The sequence below is a fragment of the Glycomyces halotolerans genome, from assembly GCF_054779575.1.
In genome coordinates this window covers 14,569-33,376 of the sequence record NZ_BAAGXZ010000012.1, presented here as the reverse complement: position 1 = coordinate 33,376, position 18,808 = coordinate 14,569, and the positions used below count along the sequence as shown (strand labels likewise).

Annotated in this window: 16 protein-coding genes; 9 read left to right on the top strand and 7 right to left on the bottom strand. The window is 69.5% G+C overall.

Going from position 1 to position 18,808, the window contains the following annotated elements:
- Positions 1-2 precede the first annotated feature (2 nt).
- The 5 genes from ACYVL2_RS11790 to ACYVL2_RS11770 form a co-directional block, all read right to left on the bottom strand.
- Positions 3-1,163: a phosphonoacetaldehyde reductase gene (locus tag ACYVL2_RS11790; protein ID WP_460543456.1), complete on the bottom strand. Its 1,161-nt coding sequence runs from the start codon at positions 1,161-1,163 to the stop codon at positions 3-5.
- A gap of 5 nt (positions 1,164-1,168) precedes the next feature.
- Positions 1,169-2,299 carry a thiamine pyrophosphate enzyme family protein gene (gene aepY, locus ACYVL2_RS11785; protein ID WP_460543454.1) on the bottom strand — a complete coding sequence of 377 codons (1,131 nt, stop codon included), beginning with the start codon at positions 2,297-2,299 and terminating at the stop codon, positions 1,169-1,171.
- The gene (aepX, locus tag ACYVL2_RS11780; RefSeq protein WP_460543601.1) at positions 2,296-3,576 is read right to left on the bottom strand and encodes a phosphoenolpyruvate mutase; all 1,281 of its coding nucleotides are present in this window, start codon (positions 3,574-3,576) and stop codon (positions 2,296-2,298) included. Before aepX ends, aepY begins: the two co-directional genes overlap by 4 nt.
- Before the next feature lie 236 nt (positions 3,577-3,812).
- On the bottom strand, positions 3,813-5,498 hold the full coding sequence (locus ACYVL2_RS11775) for a CDP-glycerol glycerophosphotransferase family protein (protein ID WP_460543452.1): 1,686 nt from the start codon (positions 5,496-5,498) through the stop codon (positions 3,813-3,815).
- A 235-nt stretch (positions 5,499-5,733) separates the two neighbouring features.
- Entirely contained in the window at positions 5,734-6,543 is an 810-nt protein-coding gene (locus ACYVL2_RS11770) for a hypothetical protein (RefSeq protein ID WP_460543450.1), read from the bottom strand.
- Positions 6,544-6,759: 216 nt separating this feature from the next.
- Here ACYVL2_RS11770 and ACYVL2_RS11765 point away from each other — a divergent pair, with 216 nt between their 5' ends.
- The 4 genes from ACYVL2_RS11765 (at position 6,760) to ACYVL2_RS11750 (ending at position 11,385) form a co-directional block, all read left to right on the top strand.
- Positions 6,760-7,560, top strand: a complete 801-nt coding sequence (locus ACYVL2_RS11765; RefSeq protein WP_460543448.1) for a sugar phosphate isomerase/epimerase family protein — start codon at positions 6,760-6,762, stop codon at positions 7,558-7,560.
- Positions 7,561-7,935: 375 nt separating this feature from the next.
- Positions 7,936-9,027: a DegT/DnrJ/EryC1/StrS family aminotransferase gene (locus ACYVL2_RS11760; RefSeq protein WP_460543446.1), complete on the top strand. Its 1,092-nt coding sequence runs from the start codon at positions 7,936-7,938 to the stop codon at positions 9,025-9,027.
- Positions 9,024-10,046 (top strand): Gfo/Idh/MocA family protein, encoded by a 1,023-nt coding sequence (locus ACYVL2_RS11755; RefSeq protein ID WP_460543444.1) that lies wholly within the window; start codon positions 9,024-9,026, stop codon positions 10,044-10,046. Before ACYVL2_RS11760 ends, ACYVL2_RS11755 begins: the two co-directional genes overlap by 4 nt.
- Positions 10,047-10,101: 55 nt before the next feature.
- Positions 10,102-11,385 (top strand): nucleotide sugar dehydrogenase, encoded by a 1,284-nt coding sequence (locus ACYVL2_RS11750; protein WP_460543442.1) that lies wholly within the window; start codon positions 10,102-10,104, stop codon positions 11,383-11,385.
- Positions 11,386-11,445: 60 nt separating this feature from the next.
- On the opposite strand, the gene wecB is transcribed toward ACYVL2_RS11750, so the two are convergent.
- Complete coding sequence (gene wecB / locus ACYVL2_RS11745; protein ID WP_460543440.1) at positions 11,446-12,534, bottom strand: UDP-N-acetyl glucosamine 2-epimerase; 1,089 nt, start codon at positions 12,532-12,534, stop codon at positions 11,446-11,448.
- Positions 12,531-13,130, bottom strand: coding sequence for an acyltransferase (locus ACYVL2_RS11740; RefSeq protein WP_460543438.1), 600 nt, complete (start codon positions 13,128-13,130; stop codon positions 12,531-12,533). Before ACYVL2_RS11740 ends, wecB begins: the two co-directional genes overlap by 4 nt.
- Positions 13,131-13,584: 454 nt before the next feature.
- On the opposite strand from ACYVL2_RS11740, the gene ACYVL2_RS11735 reads away from it, so the two are divergent.
- From ACYVL2_RS11735 to ACYVL2_RS11715, 5 genes are read left to right on the top strand one after another with little or no spacing between them, the layout of a single operon-like run.
- Positions 13,585-15,135, top strand: a complete 1,551-nt coding sequence (locus tag ACYVL2_RS11735; protein ID WP_460543436.1) for a glycosyltransferase family 4 protein — start codon at positions 13,585-13,587, stop codon at positions 15,133-15,135.
- On the top strand, positions 15,132-16,352 hold the full coding sequence (locus ACYVL2_RS11730) for a glycosyltransferase (RefSeq protein ID WP_460543434.1): 1,221 nt from the start codon (positions 15,132-15,134) through the stop codon (positions 16,350-16,352). The genes ACYVL2_RS11735 and ACYVL2_RS11730 overlap by 4 nt, the downstream gene beginning before the upstream one ends.
- Entirely contained in the window at positions 16,349-16,894 is a 546-nt protein-coding gene (locus tag ACYVL2_RS11725; RefSeq protein WP_460543432.1) for a hypothetical protein, read from the top strand. Before ACYVL2_RS11730 ends, ACYVL2_RS11725 begins: the two co-directional genes overlap by 4 nt.
- Entirely contained in the window at positions 16,884-18,209 is a 1,326-nt protein-coding gene (locus tag ACYVL2_RS11720; RefSeq protein ID WP_460543430.1) for a glycosyltransferase family protein, read from the top strand. The genes ACYVL2_RS11725 and ACYVL2_RS11720 overlap by 11 nt, the downstream gene beginning before the upstream one ends.
- Positions 18,206-18,799, top strand: a complete 594-nt coding sequence (locus ACYVL2_RS11715) for a hypothetical protein (protein ID WP_460543428.1) — start codon at positions 18,206-18,208, stop codon at positions 18,797-18,799. The genes ACYVL2_RS11720 and ACYVL2_RS11715 overlap by 4 nt, the downstream gene beginning before the upstream one ends.
- Positions 18,800-18,808 lie beyond the last annotated feature (9 nt).

Here is an 18,808-nt window from a genome sequence, read left to right as displayed (position 1 = left end):
GCTCAGTCGATTGCGGTGAGCAGCTCGGTGAGTTCGTCGGTGGTGAAGAGGACCGGATTGTTCCCCAGCCGCTGAACATTGACGGACTCGGCCAACGCCTGGCGTGCCGCCCGCGTGTCGGCCCCCGCCTTGTCGAGACTGGTCTCGAGACCCAGTCGCCGCATCAATTCGGTGAAACTCGACCGCGCTCCGGCGCCGTCGGCGGCACCGAATGCGGCGAGGACCTCGCTCATGACGGCGCTGTGGCCCGCCGGATCGATGCTCGCCTGGAGGCGGTCGGCGCCGGCATCGGCGTGTGTCTCGATGAACGAGCCGAGCGTCACCCCCACGGCGTGGCCGTGGCTGAGTCCGTGGCGCTTGGTGATGCCGTAGGACAAGGCGTGGGCTGCGGTGGTCTTGGAGACGTCTATCGCTCGACCGGCCAAATGAGCTCCGAGGGCCATGGCCCTTGACGATTCGGCGCCCGGCCGCCGCACGAATTCCTCTATGGCGGGCATCAGCAGCCCGAGTGCCTCCCGGGCGAAGCCTCGGCTCAGTTCGGTGGCGTCGCGCGACCAGAGGCTCTCGACGGCTTGACAGATCGCGTCGATCCCGGAGGTCGCCCGCTGGTAAGGCGATCCCGAGAGGGTCAGAGTCGGATCGAGGATGACGGCGTCCGGCAGCAGCGCAGGCGAGGCGACCGAGAATTTCTTCTCACCGATGTAGACCACCGCGAAGTGGGTCGCCTCGGCCCCTGAGCCGCTGGTGGTCGGCGCGAGTACGAGCCGCGTGGAGCGCTCGGCGGGTACTTCGCCGTCGCTGATGCGCCTGCGAAGGTCTTCGCCGTCGGGGCTTCCGCGGAAGATGCACAGCAGTTTCGCCATGTCCATCGCCGAGCCTCCGCCGACGGCGAGGATGAGGTCCGGGTCGAACCGTTCGACCAGCCTCAGCCCGACCTCGAGGTCGGCGGCGTCGGTATTGGGCGCGAAGTCGCTCCACTGTTCGACCTTCGCGGTCTGTTCTAGGGCAGGCAGGAGCCGGTCGGCGCCCGATTCGGTGAACGACCGCTTGCCTCGGACCAGCATGACGCGGCGGCACTCCAGTTCGCCGGCGACGGCGCCGGCGAACTCGACTGCACCGCGGCCGAATCGGACGTCGCGGTCGGCGAATGCCGAGGTCGCCATCACCGTCAGCCCTGCTTCCGAAGAGCGGACATGAACGCCGCCTTCGCCTCTGCCGGAGAGCGGGTGGGCCGGCCGATGTCCTTGCGGTTGCCGGGCTTGACCTTGAGCTCCAGCAGCGCCGGGCCGCCGGCCTCGCGCAGCTTCGCTACCTGCTCGTCGAGGCTCTCCAGATCAGCGGTGGAGGCCGCGTAGCGATAGCCCATCGACTTCGCGGCCTCTGTCACGTCGACCTGTCCGATCGACGTCGGTTGGCCGCCGACCGAATCGTGGACGCCGTTGTTGAACACGACGTGGAAGAACGTCGCCGGGGCATGGTCGGCGATGACCGCCAGGGTCCCCATATGCATGAGCAGGGCCCCGTCCCCGTCGAAGCACCACACCTCGCGGTCGGGCTCGGCCATGGACACACCGAGTGCGATCGAGGAGGCGTGCCCCATGCCGCCGACGGTCAGGAAGTCCCGGTCGCCGTCGAGCTCCTCGCGCTGGCGGTACTCGAACAGCTCGCGGCTGAGCATGCCGGTGGTCGACACGATGGCGGCGTCGTCGCCGACGGCTTTCGCGGCGGCGATGAGGGCGTCTTCGCGGCTGGCCAGGTCCGGCTTGGGAGCCTGCACTTTCTCGCCGTCGGTGAAGGTGCCCTTCTCGACCAGCAGGAAGTAGGGCGTCGAGCGTTCCACGGCGACGGCGAAGGCGTCGGCGACGGTCTTCTCGGCCGCTTCGGGATCACTCGGCAGTACCGCCCACGGCAGGTCGGCGGCGTCGAGCAGCGCCTCTTGGACCCGGCCCTGCTTGACGTGCTGCGGCTCGTCCTTGACGCCGGGTTGGCCGCGCCAGCCGACGACGACGAGCATCGGGACCCCGTAGACGTCGGGATCGGCCAGCGACAGCACCGGGTTGACGAGGTTGCCGAAGCCGGAGTTCTGCAGGTACACCACGGCCGGGGACTCGGTGCGCATATAGTGGCCGATCGCCAGTCCGACCGCGGCGCCCTCGTTGGCGGTGATGACGTGCTGCTCGCGCGGGAGCGTCGCCATGATGTGGCTGCCCAGCTGCTTGAGCAGGCTGTCGGGAACGCCGGTGTAGAGCTTGACTCCGAGCCCGGAGAGCTGATCGATGAAACGTGCCGGATCGATCATGAAGCGTTCTCCGGGATGATCGCGAGCGCGTCCTTGATGGGGGCGATCATCGGGTCGACTTCGAGCGCCCGTCCCGATTCCAGGATGGTGTGGGCGACGGTCGACATCGCCGGGTAGGCGGCCCGCATCATGTGGTTGGCGTAGATGACGACGTTGACGCCGTGGTCGATCAGTTCGTCTTCGGTGACGTGTCGGTAGCTGGTCGGCACCACCACGAGCGGTTTGCGGTTCGAGAACTTCGCGTACTCGTCGCAGAAGGTGAAGACTTCGTTGGACTCCTTCTGGCGCGAGTGGATCATGATGCCGTCGGCGCCTGCCTCGATGTAGGCCTGAGCGCGCATGAGGGCGTCGTCCATGCCCTGATCCAGGATCAGGCTCTCGATGCGGGCGATGATCATGAAGTCGTCGGTGACCTGCGCGTTCTTGCCGACCTTGATCCGGTGCGAGAAGTCCTCGATCGACGACTGAGTCTGCGCGACGTCGTTGCCGAACAGGGAGTTGCGCTTGAGCCCTTCCTTGTCCTCGATGATGACCGCGCTGACGCCGGTCCGCTCAAGCGAACGGACGGTGAACGAGAAGTGCTCGGGCTTGCCGCCGGTGTCTCCGTCGAAGATCAGCGGTTTGGTCGTGACCTCGAAGAGCTCGTTGATGGTGCCGAGTCGCGACGAGATGTCGACGGCCTCGATGTCGGGCTTGCCGCGAGCGGTGGAGTCAGTCAGTGACGAGGACCACATGGCGTCGAATTCGACTTTGACGCCGTCGCGTTCGGCCGCGGCGGTCTCGATGATGAGCCCTGAGATGCCGGAGTGGGCCTCCAGCACCCGAACGATCGGCTTGGCGTCGATCAGGCGACGAAGGCGCGACAGACGCACGTTGGGTGTGGTTCCGACCTGCTTGATCGACTCGTTCAGCTGCGTGGAGGAGATGCCCTCGGTGTAAGGCACCTCCACCAGCTCGCCGCCCCATTCGCCGAGGGCGTCGATGACCCGCTGCCGGGTGTCCTTCTGGATCCCCGACTGCCAGTCGTCGCCGTGCACGACGAAGTCCGGTTTCACGGCCCTGAGGTTCGGCACATAGTCCAAGGTCTCCTGCGGTATCACCGAGACCACGCCCTTAAGGCTTTGGATGACGGCCTTACGCTGCTCGTACGTCATGTGGGGCAGGCGCTTGTAGCTGGCGATCGCGGCATCGGTGAGCAGACCGATGGTGATGTCCCCGAGTTCGGCGGCGCGGTTCAAGATGTTGATGTGTCCGGGGTGAATGAGGTCAGCGCTCATCCCCACGTAGACGGTCGGTCTGGGTGCCAAGGGTGCTCCTCGCAGTTCAATTGTCCCGGGGGCGTTTGGGCATACCGGGGGTACCGTTCGTTGCGCGTTCACCGACGTAACGACAGCCCCGAGGTGAACTGGGCGGACACTTCACGCGTCGGCGTCCACGCGCAACGTTGAGTCTTCCTAGTGGTTGATTGATGTTAACCTCTCGCCCACTCGTGTGGAAATGCAGTATCTCTTCGTCAGGCGGTTTCGTGAACCGGCCGATAACAGGCCCGCGCCGCCTCCAAGAACGTTTCGACGCAGTGTTCCGGGGGGATGTCGCCCAGGTAGTAGGTCCGCGTCGCCTCTCTCGCTCCGGCGAGCGGATCTCCTCCGAGGAGGTCGGTGACGACGGCGCCGATATTCGCGGCGTCGGCGTCGATTCGGTAGGCCCCGCGAGCGAGAGGGAATTGTTCGACGAATTTGTCGTATTTTCCGTGAACGTCCGTAATGGCGAAGGGCTTTCCAGAGTAGAGCCAGTCGGATGCCGCGCCGCTGACATCGGTGACGGCGGCGTCGGCGGCGTTGACGCAGTCGGCCAGCGACATCCGCTCCGAAGCGGCGGTGCCCCACAGGTGCCGCCTACCGGTCCGCTCGCCATCGGCGGCGAGCAGCCGCTCCAGTTCGGTCAGCCGAGCGGCCGCGGCGGAGTTGTGGCGCGTGAACGGGTGCGCCCGCAGCACGACCGTGGCTCCGTGATCGAGCAGCGCCGTGATGATCGCCTTGCCGATGTGCAGCGACGAGTAGTTCACTCCATCGGAGGTTCCGGACCAGGTGGGCGCGTACAACACCACTTGGCCGTCGTCACCGTTCCGAGGTCCGACGGCGACCGACTCCAGCTGAGGGCGTCCGACGATGCGGAACTTCTCGTCCGGGATGTCCACACCGTGGGCGCGGTACCGGTCGATGCCGGCCTGCCCGGCCACGAAGATCAGGTCGTACATCGCCGAGACCGGGTTGCGGCTGGCGACCTTGTCGCTGTCGCCGTGCATCAACTGGACGTGAGTGAGTCGACCGGTCCTCACCAGTTGCGCGTTCTCCATGCTGTTGTTCACGTAGAACACCGCGCGTGCCGAGTCGGTGAGCAGTCCTTCCACATCAGTGATGCGAGGGGCCACGACTATGGGGGTCTGGGTCGCGGTCAGCAGCCTGGGCAGCAGGCGCGGGCTTCGCAGCACGATCAGGTACGGATCGCCGATACGGTCGAAGTACTCGAGCCACATGAGCAGATGGAAATCCGACTCCGGAGGTCCCGCCAGATGGACGAGGAACCGCGGCTCTAGGGCGCTCACCGCATCGCGTACCGCCGCGTCGCCGGAGTGGGCGCTCGCTCTGCGCTGCCGCCACGCTGCGGCCGTGCCGACCGCGAGCGCCGCGATGACACCGGTCACCGCCGCGCCGAGCAGCCATGAGGCCCATGCCGCGCTCAGTCCCATCTCGACGGCCGACGCCAGCGCGGCGGCGAACCCGAGTGCGGTGATCAATCGGCAGACGGTGGTGGAGTCGAACCACTTGAGCAGCCGGTCGCGATGCACGACGAGATGAGCCGAGTCGAGGCGCACGGCGCCGATGACGCCGGCGACCACCCCTTCGGCCGCGATCAGCGCCAATATTGCGCTTCCGGCGAGGGCCAGCACGAGCGGCGTGCCGGAGGACGAGGAGTTCGCGGCGGCGATGACGAGCGCCGCGACGCCGAGGGCCCTGGCGGCCTGATCGACCGCCAGCTCATTGAGCGGATTCAGCCGCCAAGCCAGAAGCAGCGTCAGCACGGCCAGACCGAACCCGGCCCACGTGAGCCCCGTGAACAGTGTCGCCGTCACAGCCAGTGCGGCCAGACCGCCGGTCGTCGCAGGGGCCAGCGGGGAACGTGTGAGCTTCAGAGGCATGTGGGGGCGGGTTCCTAGGGGGCGAGCGATTCGGGTCAAGGCGAATCGTACCTGAATGAAAGGTTGCTGAGAGGTGAAGCGTCACCGGGCTGTCGGAAGGCGCCGACGGCGGAGTCTTCGCACGCGGGACCGGGCTCAGGGGCGGCCCGCCGGCCGTCGCATCAGAAGGCTGTCAGCGGTGATCTGAGGACCCGGTTCCAGACGCGGCAGGCCTCCCTCTCAGAACGGCTGGCCGTCAGCGGCGCTTCGGGGACGGGAGCCGCTCGAAGGCCGGGGCGCTGGCCGGATGGGGAGCGGTCTGGCCGCGCTCTTCGCGGTCGGCGCACAGTTCGGCGAGCCGGTCGTAGGCCGCCTTGCCCAGCAGTTCGGTCAGCTCGGTCGCGTAGGAGCGGTACACCGGCTCGGCGGCGGTGTGCGCCAGCGGCGAGCCGGTGCACCACCAGTCGAAGTCGTGACCGCCCGGACCCCACGAGGCCCGGTCGAACTCCGTGATGAGTGTGACCTCGACGCTGGTGCCGTCGGCGCGCTGCTCCGACTTGAAGTCCCGTTTGACCGGGAGCTGCCAGCACACCTCCGGCTTGTACTCCATCGGATGCACGCCGTCGCGCATCGCCTGCTGGTGCAGGGCGCACCCGCTTCCGGTCGGGAATCCGTCGCGGTTGTGGAACACGCAGGCGCCGTCGACCACCGCGGTCTTCTTCGCCGGCTCCTCCTCACCGTCGTCGTTCTCCAGGATGTCGTCGACGATGGTGTCCTTCCAGCGCCGATGCAGCTGCCAAGTCTCGGGCGTCAGCTTCTTGGCGGCCTCGCGCACGCGCTTGATGTCGTCGCCGTCGGTGTAGAACGCCCCGTGCAGACAGCAGCCGTCGGCGGGCCGGTTGTGGTCGATGCCCGGACAGCCCCCCGCTTCGGGGGCGCGACCGAAGATGCACCCCCAGCGCGAGAGCAACCAGGTCAGATCGGCCCGGACCATGGTCTCGGGGTCGTCGGGATCGAAGAATTCGACCCATTCGCGGTCGAAGTTCGGTTCCACCTCATCGGTCATTCGACCACGGTACCTGCGTGAACCCGACGTGTGCCCTGTATACGGGGTGCGGCGGGCCGAGTTCTCGGGGAACCCGCCCGGAAGCCCGCCCCGCGTGGACTCCTCGGGTCGTCAGCGCCGATTCCGGCCGGTGTCGTACCAGGTGGCGCGGCCATGCACCGGCGTCGCCGCTCACCTGTCGGCCCGGAATGCACCACCCGGCGTACCCTGGTTGTCGTGACCCAGTCCGTCCCGGTCCTGCTCTCGACCACCTCCGTGTACCCCGAGCCGACCTCGGTGGGCTTCGAACTGGCCGCCGAGCTCGGCTACGACGGCGTCGAGCTGATGGTCTTCACCGACCGGGTCTCCCAGGACCCGTCCGCGGCCGCGAGCCTCTCGCGCCATTACGGGATCAAGATCGGCGCCGTCCACGCCCCATGCCTGCTGGTCACTCAGCGGGTGTGGAGCCCCGACCCGTGGACGCGGCTGCGGCGGTCGGTCCAGGCCGCCCAGTACCTCGACTCGCCGACCGTGGTCATTCACCCGCCGTTCTCCTGGCAGCGCGACTACGCCCGCAAGTTCTCCAGTGTGCTCGCCAGCCTCCGGGCCCGCTACCCGGAGATCACCATCGCCGTCGAGAACATGTTCCCGCTCAAGCTCGGCCGGCGCAAACTCGTGCCCTACAGCCCCCACTGGGATCCGACCCGGCACGGCTACGACTCGTACACGCTCGATCTGTCCCACTGCGCCGCTTCGGGCGCCGACGCGATGGCCATGGCCGAGCGGATGGGCGACGGCCTGCGCCACATCCACCTGTGCGACGGCACCGACCCGGGCGCGGACGCCCACATGGTTCCGGGCCGCGGCACCCAGCCGTGCGCCGAGCTGCTCGGGAAGCTCGCCGCCGCCGGCTGGGACGGATCCGTCACCGTCGAGGTCTCGACTCGCAAGTCCGGCAACCGGACCCGCCGCACCGCCGATCTGGCCGAGTCACTGCGCTTCGCACGCGACGGCCTGTCCGCCGATATCAGTTCCTGAGCCGCACGACCCGCATTGCCGGATGAATGTGTCGGCCATGGGAGTGTGTCTCCGTTCCTGAGCTGTACGGCTCGCGTGGACGGCCGGAGGTTCTTGCCGTATGCGTGGCTTTCAGCCCCTGAGCCGCACGGCCCGTGCGACCGGCCCAGTGTTCTGGCCGGCCCCCAAGTTCTGACCGCCGCTCGCGACACTCCCGACACTCCCCAGAAGCCCGGCGTTCATCTAGGTGAACAGCAAGATGGACGTTGCGCGAACGCCGACGATTCCAGCGTGCCGAAGGCCCTCCACCGGTCACCGGAAGTTTCATCCGGATTCACGTTGGTGAATTACCGTTTGCGGCCGTCGTTGATCAACGGAACCGACTGAGGTGGCCTCATGCCAAGCGAGGAACGCAACTTCATACCCCCGGCCCGGCCGCACATAGGCCAGGCCGAGATCGACGCGGCCGTGGCCGTGCTGCGATCCGGCCAAGTGGTGCAGGGCCCGGAGGTCGCCGCGTTCGAGGACGAATTCCAGAAGGTCGCCGACACTGCGCACTGCGTCGCGGTCAACTCTGGAACCTCCGCCCTCCAGCTCGCCCTCATGGCGCTCGGCCTGGGACCTGGCGACGAGGTCATCGTCCCCTCGTTCTCCTTCGCCGCGACCGCCAACGCCGTCCGGCTCGTCGGAGCCGAGCCCGTCTTCGCCGACATCGAGCCCGCCAGCTTCTGCATCGACCCCGACTCGGTCGCCTCCCTCATCGGCCCCAACACCGCCGCGATCATGCCGGTGCACCTCTACGGGCACCCCGCCGACATGACCCGCCTGGTCAGCCTCGCCGAACGCCACTCCCTGACCATCGTCGAGGACGCCTGCCAGGCCCACGGCGCCGAGCTCGACGGCCGCCGCGTCGGATCGTTCGGCGCCCTCGGCGCCTTCAGCTTCTACCCGACCAAGAACATGCACGCCCTCGAAGGCGGCATGATCACCACCGATGACCCCCAGCTCGCCCGCCGGTTGCGCCTGTTGCGCAACCAGGGCATGGAGACCCGCTACGCCAACGAGATCGTCGGCGCCAACATGCGCATGACCGACGTCGCCGCCGCGATCGGCCGCGTCCAGCTCGGACGCCTCGCCGAATGGACGGAGCAGCGCCGGTCCAACGCCGCCCGCCTCGACGCCCGCCTCACCGCACTCGCGCCCCCTCCGGTCGCCGCCGGAGCCCACCACGTCTACCACCAGTACACCGTCCGAGCCGCCGGACGCGACGACGTGCAGGCCCGCCTCAAAGACGCCGGGATCGGCAGCGCCGTCTACTACCCGGTCCCGATCCACCGGCTCGCCCCCTACCGCGACTCGAAGGCCGACCTGCCCGAGACCGACCGCGCCGCGGACGAGGTCCTCTCACTGCCCGTCCACCCCTCGCTGACCGTCGACGAACTCGACCGCGTCGCCGACGCGGTGAACTCCTTGGAGCAGCAACCGTGACCGCACAGCAACTGCGCGCCGGCCTCGTCGGCCTCGGCGCCATGGGCCGCAACCACGCCCGCGTCCTCTCCGGCCTCGACGGGGTCGACCTGGCCGGCGTCGCAGACCCCGTCGCCGACAAGCGCGCGGCGCCCGCCGGCGCTCAGCTGGTCGAAACCGTCGAACAGCTCATCGACCTCGGCATCGACTACGCGGTGGTGGCCTGCCCCACCGCCTTCCACGAACAGGTCGGACTCGCGCTGGCCGAGGCCGGCGTGCACGCCCTCATCGAGAAGCCGCTGGCGCACACCGTCGCGGCCGCCGACCGCCTGGCCGAGGCCTTCGAGTCCCGCGGCCTGGTGGCGGGGGTCGGCCACATCGAGCGGTACAACCCGGCGATCATCAGCCTCCGCTCGCGTCTGGAGGCCGGGGAACTCGGCGAAGTCCTCCAGGTCGTCACCCGCCGGCAGGGACCGTTCCCGCACCGCATCGCCGACGTCGGGGTCGTCAAGGACCTGGCCACGCACGACATCGACCTCACCTGCTGGGTCACCGGCCAGCTGTACCGGTCCATCACGGCCAGCACCGTCTCGCGCTCCGGGCGCGAGCACGAGGACCTCCTGTCGGCCATCGGGCAGCTCACCGACGGCGTCATCGCCAACCACTCGGTGAACTGGCTGAGCCCGTTCAAGGAACGCACGACGGTCGTCACCGGCGACCGCGGCTGCTTCGTCGCCGACACCCTGACCGGGGACCTGACGTTCTACGCCAACGGTGTCGAGGACACCGAATGGGAGGCGCTGCGCGCCTTCCGCGGCGTGTCCGAAGGCGACATGATCCGCTACGCCATCCGCAAGCGCGAGCCGCTGCTGGTGGAGCACGAGCGCTTCCGCGACGCGGTCCTGGGCCTGACCGACGACATCGTCGATCTGCGGCAGGGCCGCGCGACCGTGGAGGTCTCGGAGATGATGCTCCGCTCGGCCGAGCGCGGGGAGACCATCGCGCTCGAGGGCTCGCGCAGTGTCGTCAAGGGAGAGTGACCGTGGAGTTCCGTATCGAAGTTCGACCGTCGGAGACGGCGGTGGGGGAGTGCCCATGAAGATCTGCGTCGTCGCCCTCGGGAAGATCGGGCTGCCGCTGGCCGTCCAGTTCGCCTCCAAGGGACACACTGTGATCGGCGCCGACGTCAATAAGCGCGTCGTCGACAGCGTCAACGACGGTGTCGAACCGTTCCCCGGCGAGCACCTGCTCGCCGAGCGCCTCAAGGAGTCCGTCGAGGCCGGGAGGCTGCGGGCCACCACCGACACCGTCGCCGCGGTCCGCGAGTCCGAGGCCGTGGTCGTGGTGGTGCCGCTCTTCGTCGACGCCGACGGCGTCCCCGACTTCGGGTGGATGGACAACGCCACCGAAGCCGTCGCGGCCGGTCTCCAGCCCGGCACGCTGGTCTCCTACGAGACCACGCTCCCGGTCGGCACCACGCGTGAACGCTGGGCGCCGATGCTCGAACGCGGCTCGGGGCTGGCCGCGGGAGAGGACTTCCACCTGGTCTTCAGCCCGGAGCGGGTCCTGACCGGCCGCGTCTTCGCCGACCTGCGCCGTTACCCGAAGCTCGTCGGCGGCATCGACGAGGCCTCGGCGAAGCACGGCGTCGGCTTCTATTCGGCGGTCCTGGACTTCGACGACCGCGAGGACCTGTCGGCGCCCAACGGCGTGTGGGACCTGGGTTCGGCCGAGGCCGCCGAGCTCGCGAAGCTCGCAGAGACGACCTATCGAGACGTCAACATCGGCCTGGCCAACCAGTTCGCGCGTTTCGCCGACAAGCACGGCATCGACGCGATGAAGGTCATCGAGGCGTGCAACACCCAGCCGTACAGCCACATTCACCGGCCGGGCATCGCCGTGGGCGGGCACTGCATCCCGATCTACCCGCAGATGTACCTGTGGAACGACCCGGAAGCGACGGTCGTGCGCGCGGCCCGGCAGGCGAACGCGGCCATGCCCGCCTATGCGGTCGACGTCCTCGCCGCCGCCTACGGCGACTTGGACGGCGCCTCGGTCCTGGTCCTCGGCGCGGCCTATCGCGGCGGGGTCAAGGAGACGGCCTTCTCGGGCGTGTTCCCGCTGGTGGAGTCGCTGCGCGAGCGGGGGGCGAGCCCCTTCGTGTCCGATCCGATGTACACCGCCGAGGAGCTCGAGGCCGAGGGGCTGCCCGCGCACCGAGGTGAGACGGTCACCGCCGCGGTCGTTCAGGCCGACCACCAGGAGTACCGGGGTCTCGTCCCGGCCGACCTCCCCGAGGTGAAGGTGCTTCTCGACGGCCGCCGGGTCACCGACCCGGAGGCGTGGCAGGGGCGACGCCACATCGTCCTCGGCGCCTAGAGCGCCGACCACGCACTGCAGGGGGGCGGCGCCGACGGCGCCGCCCCCCTGCTCGCGTCTTCAGACCGCTCGAGCTTCGAGGACCTTGAGGACCTCGAACCCGGCGCGGCCGTCTCCGTACGGCGTGCCGGTCGGCGTGTCCGGGGCCGGGCGGGAGGCGGTCGTCCGCCACTGATCGGCCGGCATCTCGCCGGGGTGCGGCACGAGGACGTTCCAGCCGTCGTGGAGGGTCTCCACCCACTCGGTCTCGGTCCGCAGGGTCGTGCACGGCCGGTCCAGCAGATACGCCTCCTTCTGCAGTCCGCCGGAGTCGGTGACGACGCCGGTCGAGGCGAGTACCGCGGCGACCAGTTCGGCGTACGGCAGCGGCGGACCGGCGACGATCGCACCGGTTTCGAGCTTGAGCCCGTGCTGCTCGGCCTTGGCCCGCAGGCGCGGGTGCGCCAGCAGCGCGACCGGCACCGGCAGGTCCGCCAGCGCCGCCAGCAGCGAAGCCAGCCGCTCGGGGTCGTCGGTGTTCTCGGCGCGGTGGAGCGTCGCGACCAGGAAGGGCGCGTCGGTGTCGATCTGCTCGGGCAGGCCGGGCCGCCGGTGCTCTCGGGCGAGGACGGTGTCGCGGGTGTTGAAACACACGTCGACCATGACGTCGCCGACGCGTACGGCACGGTCGGCGAGTCCCTCGTTCGCCAAGTGCCGCATGGCCTCTTCGGTGGGAGCCAGCAGCAGGTCGGCGCAGTGGTCGGTCAGGACCCGGTTGTGCTCTTCGGGCATCCGGCGGTTGAACGAGCGCAGGCCGGCCTCGAGGTGGGCCACCGGCACGTGCTGTTTGACGGCGGAGAGCGCGCCGGCGATGGTCGAGTTGGTGTCGCCGTAGACCAGCACCCAGTCGGGCCGTTCCTCGTCGAGGATCGGGTCGATGGCGGCGAGCATCGCACCGGTCTGTGCTCCGTGGCCGCCCGACCCGACACCGAGGTGGAAGTCCGGTTCGGGGATGCCGAATTCGGAGAAGAACACGTCGGACAGCTCGGGGTCGTAGTGCTGCCCGGTGTGGACGACGCGGTGGGAGTGGTCGGTGCCGTGGAAGGCTTTCGCGATAGCGCCGAGTTTCACCAATTGCGGCCTGGCGCCGACGATGCTGAGGACTTTCATGCGGACTCCTCCAGACGCAGCCGGCCCGCCGCCTCGTGGTAGTGCTCGCCGCTGACCGGGCAGCGCCAGCGGTGGTCGCCGTCCGCTTCCAGTCGTTCCCCGGATCGGCCGACCCATCCCGTCCGGCGTGCCGGGACGCCCATGACGAGAGCGAAGTCGGGCACGTCCTTGGTCACCACCGCGCCGGCCGCCACCATCGCCCATCGTCCGATGCGGATCGGGGCGACGCAGACGGCCCGGGCGCCGATGGAGGCTCCTTCGGCGATGTCGACGCCGACCGCCTCCCAGTCCGCGGCTCGTTTGAGCTGCCCGTCGGCGTCGACCGCGCGCGGGTTGTGGTCGTTGGTGAGCACCGCTGCCGGTCCGATGAAGACGCCGTCGGCGAGCCGCGCCGGTTCGTAGACCAGCGCGTAGTTCTGGATCTTGACGTTGTCGCCGACTGTCACGCCGGTACCGATGTAGGCGCCGCGCCCGATGACGCAGCCGCCGCCGAGGCTGGCGTCCTCGCGGATCTGCGCGAGCTCCCAGATGCTCGTTCCGTCGCCTATCTTGGCGCTCTCGTGCACCTGGGCGGTGTCTTGGACCCTGTAACGCATATGTCGCCTTCGCGGTGTGTCTGGTGAGTGGATAGAGCGGCCGATCATACGGACCGATGCGGTCCGCCAGCCTGTCCCACGCCGGAGAACACACTCCCAACTGGCCGGTTCAATTGCTCTAATTCCAGGGAAACGCTGCGTAAACTCACTGGTTTCATACGATGTGGCGCGTGCGTCGTCGACCGCGGTGTCGGTGGCCGCGATATACGGAGGACCAATGAACATTCACCCTCAGCGCATCCTCATGATGCCTCTCGTCCGGGAGGCCGCGTGAGCGATTCCGTCATTCGCGCTCAACACCTTCCGATACCGATCCCTATGGGGGAGGCCGCGTGAGCGTATCCGCCATTCGCCCTCACCACCCCCGCATGTTTTCCCATCCTGGGGGTCGCGTGAGCGATTTGAACTCGCGCCCGCGGGGAATCGCGATGCCGAGCCTCGGACGGGAGGCGACGTGAGCGATTCGGCCGCCCGGCCCCGGCGCATAGTGATGCTGGTCCAGAACGGCGTCGTCGGCGACTCCCGCATCCAGAAGGAGGCAGAGTCGGCCGCGCGAGCAGGCTGGGACGTCGTGCTGCTCGGACGTAGCACCACGAGCCGGCCCGAGGAATGGACCGTCGGCGACGCCCGCATCCGTCTCCTCCCCGCCCCCCGGACCTTCGAGAGACGCCGCCACGAAGTCCGCCGCGCCTGGCTCCGCAGCCCCCTGGCCTACCCGCCCGGCCCGCTCCAGGAGTACCGCCGCAAGCAGGTTCGCGCCTGGAAGACCGACCTCCGCACCGCCCGCGACCGCCTCGCCTTCGACGCCCCACGTGGCGCCGAGGCGATCGCCCGCCGCATCGGCCTGGCCGCACGCCGGACCGCTGTCACCGCGGCGTGGGCCTGGATCGGCGTCCGCAGCCGACTGACCGACCGGCTCCGCGAACGCCGCTCCAACGCCACGGGATGGCCCGAGAAGATCGCCGGGGCCTTCTGGAAACGAGTTCTCGGCGACCGGGCCTGGAGGCGACTGGATCCGGCGTTGTGGGACCTCGAACTCGCGTTCGGCCCGGTCATCGACGAGCTCCGGCCCGACCTCATCCACGCCAATGACTTCCAGATGCTCGGCGTCGGCGCGCGCGCCAAACTCCGGGCCGCCGCCTCCGGGCGCGACGTCAAGCTCGTCTGGGACGCCCACGAGTTCCTGCCCGGCATGAAGCCGTGGAAGCAGCACCCGTGGTGGCTGGCTGCCCAGGAAGCCCACGAGCGCGAACACGCCCCCTGTGCCGACGCGGTCGTCACCGTCTCCGAGCCCCTGGCGGACCTCCTCGTCGACGAGCACGGGCTGGCTGAACGACCCGCCGTGGTCATGAACGCCCCGGATGTCTCCGGCGAATGGGACGCCGCACCGAGCCTGCGCGAGCACTGCGGCATCGGTCCGGACACGCCGCTGATCGTGTACTCGGGAGCGCCACTCGAACAGCGCGGCATGCACCTCATCGTCGAAGCCCTCCCGGAGCTGCCGGAGATCCACGCCGCCTTCGTCGTCTCCAAACCCCATTGGCGGTACGTCAGACGCATGGAGGCGCGCGCCGCCGAGCTCGGCGTGGCGGACAGGACGCACGTCCTGACCTACGTCGCCTACCGCCAGATCGTCCCCTATCTGTCCGAAGCCGACGTCGGCGTCCATCCGCTGCGCGCCGGCATCGTCAATCACGAGATAGCGCTGGCGAACAAGTTCTTCGAGTATTCGCACGCGCACTTGCCTATCGTCGTAAGCGACGTCAAGACGATGGGGGAGATGGTCCGCAGGACCGGCCAGGGTGAGGTCTTCAAGTCCGGCGACGTCGACGACCTCGCCAGGGCGATCAAGCAGATCCTCGACGATCCCGAGCGGTACCGAAAGGCCTACAACGGCCAGGTCCCATTGGACGAGTGGACCTGGGAGGGCCAGGCCGGCCGGCTCGCGGAAGTGTACGCACGCCTGCTCGGCAGGCATCACGAGAAAGACGTGTCAGCGCAGTGAACGAAGATCGGCAACGGCGGGTCGCGGTCGTGACCCCGTGGTACCCGGAGGCGGAGGTGCCCTTCCGGGGGTCCTTCGTCCGCGGCATGGTCGAGGCCGTCGCCCCCGGCTGCTCCGAGCTCACCGTGTACCACCTGAGCAACTGGGGCGTCGTCCGCCCGGCCGAGCGCCGGGCGGTGATCTGGGAGGCGCAGCGCCTCCTCCTGCCGCGCTCGGTCCCGCCCATCGCCACCGTGGGCGGCGCCGCGCTCTACCGCATCCCGGCGCTGATCCCGCCCACCGAGGACTGGCGCGCCAAGTCCGACGAGTTCGCCGGCTGGCTTGGCACCGCCCTCGGTGGCGAGCCGATCGACGCCCCGATCGTCCACGCGCACGTGCCGCTGACGGCCGGGTACGCCGCTCTCCAGAACTGCTGCCCAGACGCGAAGGTCTTCGCCACCGAGCACTCTTCGTTCCTCGCTGACGTCCTCGCCCAAGCGCCGGCCAGGGAGCGCTACGACGAGATCCTCCACCGGCTGGCCGGATTCTTCGTCGTCGGCGAGCCGCTGCGCGACCTGGTCGCCGAGACCTTCCCCCACCACGCCGACAAGATCGAGTTCATCGCCAACCCGATCGACTTCCGCACCAGGCGCGCGCGCCCGCCCACGGCGCTGCGGCGCTGGCTGTCGGTGGCGTCCCTGGTCGAACGCAAACGCGTCGACTACCTCCTGCGCGGTTTCGCCCGCTGCCTCGCCGACGACGCCGACCTCACCTTGACACTCGCCGGCGACGGCAAGGACCGCGAGGACCTCGAAGCGCTCGCCGACGAACTGGGCATCGCCGCCTCGCTCGACTGGCGCGGCTCGGTCGAGCCGGACGCGATCCCCGGCGTCATGGCCGAGCACGACCTGCTGGTCCACACCAGCGCGCACGAGACCTTCGGCATGGTAATCGTCGAGGCCGCCGCCGCGGGCATCCCGGTGCTGGTCAGCCGCTCCGGCGGCCCCGAGCATGCCCTGGCGGGCATCGAGTCCGCCGCGGGTCGCCTCTTCGACGTCGACGATGACCCGGCCGTACTGGCGAAGGGCTACGCCGAGCTGCGCAGCGCCTACCCCGGCGGCCTCGACCTGGAACGCGCCCGCTCCCGACTGGAGGAGCGCTACTCCTACGAGGCCGTCGCCCGGCAACACTTCCATGCCTGGGACCGGATCGCCGAGCCCGAGGAGGCCCTCCGGTGAAGATCCTCTACGCCGCCCCCGTCGCCAAGCGCTACCGCGCCATGGAGCACGAGACGCGCCTGGCCGCCGACCACGGCCACGAGGTTCACCTGGTGGCCGACCACCGGCTCTACTGGGAACGCCACGAGGTCGATCCGCGCGTCCGGGCGCACCTGCTGCGCGTCGGAGACGTGCGCGCGCGCGAGTCGGCGCTGGTGACGTGGCTGCTGTGCCGCATGCCGCGCGGGGTGCTGCGGCGGTTGCGCCGCGGCCCGCTCACCCGCGTTGCCGGCGGCGTGCTGCGCCTCTGGAACCGCAAGGTCGCGAACCCGATCGAGAAGCGCCGCAAGCGCCGCACCCACCGGATGCGGCAGGGCCTGCGCCGCGACGCGATCATGGACCTGCTGGAGACGCATCGCTTCGACTGGCTCGTCATCGGCGGGCCCGGCGTGATCGACGTGCTCGCCGACGACCTGCCCGCCCTGCTCGAACGGCGGCCCGAGCTGCGCACCACCTATTCGTACGAGCACTTCGCCGACGAGGAGGCCGCCAGTGTCCGATGAATCCCGCCCCCGCCTGCTCTACCTCGCCTTCTACTTCCCGCCGTCCAGGGCCTCGGGCGTCTACCGGGCGCGGGCGACGGCCAACCACTTCACCGCCGCCGGCTGGGACGTCACCGTCATGCGCGCCCCCGACCGCTTCTACCGGGAGGTCACCGGCTCCACCGACGATGCCCTCACCGACGGCCTGGACCCGGCCATCGAGGTCGTCCCGCGGCCGATGGACTTCTTCGCCTGGGAGACCGACGTGTCCCGCTACGGGCGCTTCCGCGGCAACGCGCCGGTCCTGGCCCGGCGGTTCAACGAATGGAAGCTGCGGCGCATCTTCCCCGAGCAGTACGAGTCCTGGGCGCGCTCCTGCGTCGCCGAAGGCTGGCGTCGGCACCGCCGCGAGCGGTTCGACCTCATCCTGTCCACCGGCAACCCCTTCGCCTCCTTCGCCGCGGCCTGTGCCCTGTCGCGCCTGACCGGCGTGCCCTACATCCTCGACTACCGCGACTCGTGGACCCTCGACCTGTTCACCAACGCCGACGCGTACGGGCCGGAGCACCCGGCCTGGAAGTGGGAGCGCCGGGTGATGCGCCGCGCCGCCGCGGCGGTGTTCGTCAACGACGCCCTGCGCCAATGGCACGCTGAGCGCTACCCGGAGACGGCCGAGCGGATGATGGTCGTCCCCAACGGTTGGGACCCCGACTGCCTCGACCCCGACGCGCTCGACGGCACCCCGACCGGGCCGCTATCGTATGCCTACGTCGGCACCCTCACCGTCAACCAGCCGGTCCACGCGATGGTCGACGGGTTCCGCACCATGACCGGCCGCGGCGACCACGCCGACGCCACCCTCGACCTGCACGGGCACCTCGGGTTCTTTTCCCACAGCCCCGGCAAGCTCCGCGCCGAGTTCGGCCTGGAGTTCGGAGAGGAAGGCGACGTGCGCTACCGCGGCCCGGTCTCCAAGACCGCCATCGGCGACACCTACGCCGCCAGCGACGTGCTCGTCTTCCTCGCCGGCGGCTCCAAGTACGTCACCTCCGGCAAGATCTTCGAGTACATGGCGACCGGCAAGCCCATCGTCTCGGTCCACGAGCCAGGCAGCGCCGCGGAAGCCCTGCTCCGGCACTATCCGCTATGGTTCCGTCCCAAGCGGCTGGAACCGGAGGACATCGCCCGCGCCATGGCCGAGGCCGGCGACGCTGCCCTCAAAGCCGATCCCGAGGTCGCCCGGTCGGCCCGTGACTACGGCGCGACCTTCACCCGCGAGCGGGCGCTGCTGCCGCTGGAAGAGCGCGCCCGAGCCGTCATCGGAGGCGCGCAGTGAGCACCGAGAACCACAGAGTGGTCGTCGTCATCTTCACCGGCGGGCAGGTCCGGCGCGTCAACCGCTTCATCGAGACGGTCGGCCCCCGCGGCGTCGACGTGACCGTGCTGACCGCCGAGGGCGGCCAGGCGTGGAAGCGCGGCAGGGAGCTCCACCCCGCCGCCCGCACCGTCTCGATCGGCCAGGCCGAGAACCGGCAGCCGCTGGTGTGGCTCTACCTGGCCTGCATCGAGCGCGGGCCGAACATCATCCTGCGCCGCGCCGCCGGCACGCTCCCCGGCGCCCTCGGCAAGGCGGCCGGGAGGGCCGCCTCCCTGCACGGCAAGGTCGCCAGGCGGACCCGCCGCAGGCTGTTCTGGCCGGTCTACAAGATGGTCCGTGGCCAGGCGCTGCGCCGCCTGGCCCGCCGCCGCATCGACCGGCTCGAACTGGACCGCGCCGAGCGGGTCATCGTCGTCGACGACACAGCCGTCCCCTTCGGATGGATGCTCGCCCGCCGCTACTCCGGACTCCAAGTGACCCGGCAGCTCGACCGCAACCTCTACGACCCGCCCGCACCTCCCGAGGACGAGGCGGCCGCCCTCCGATGACCCGAGACG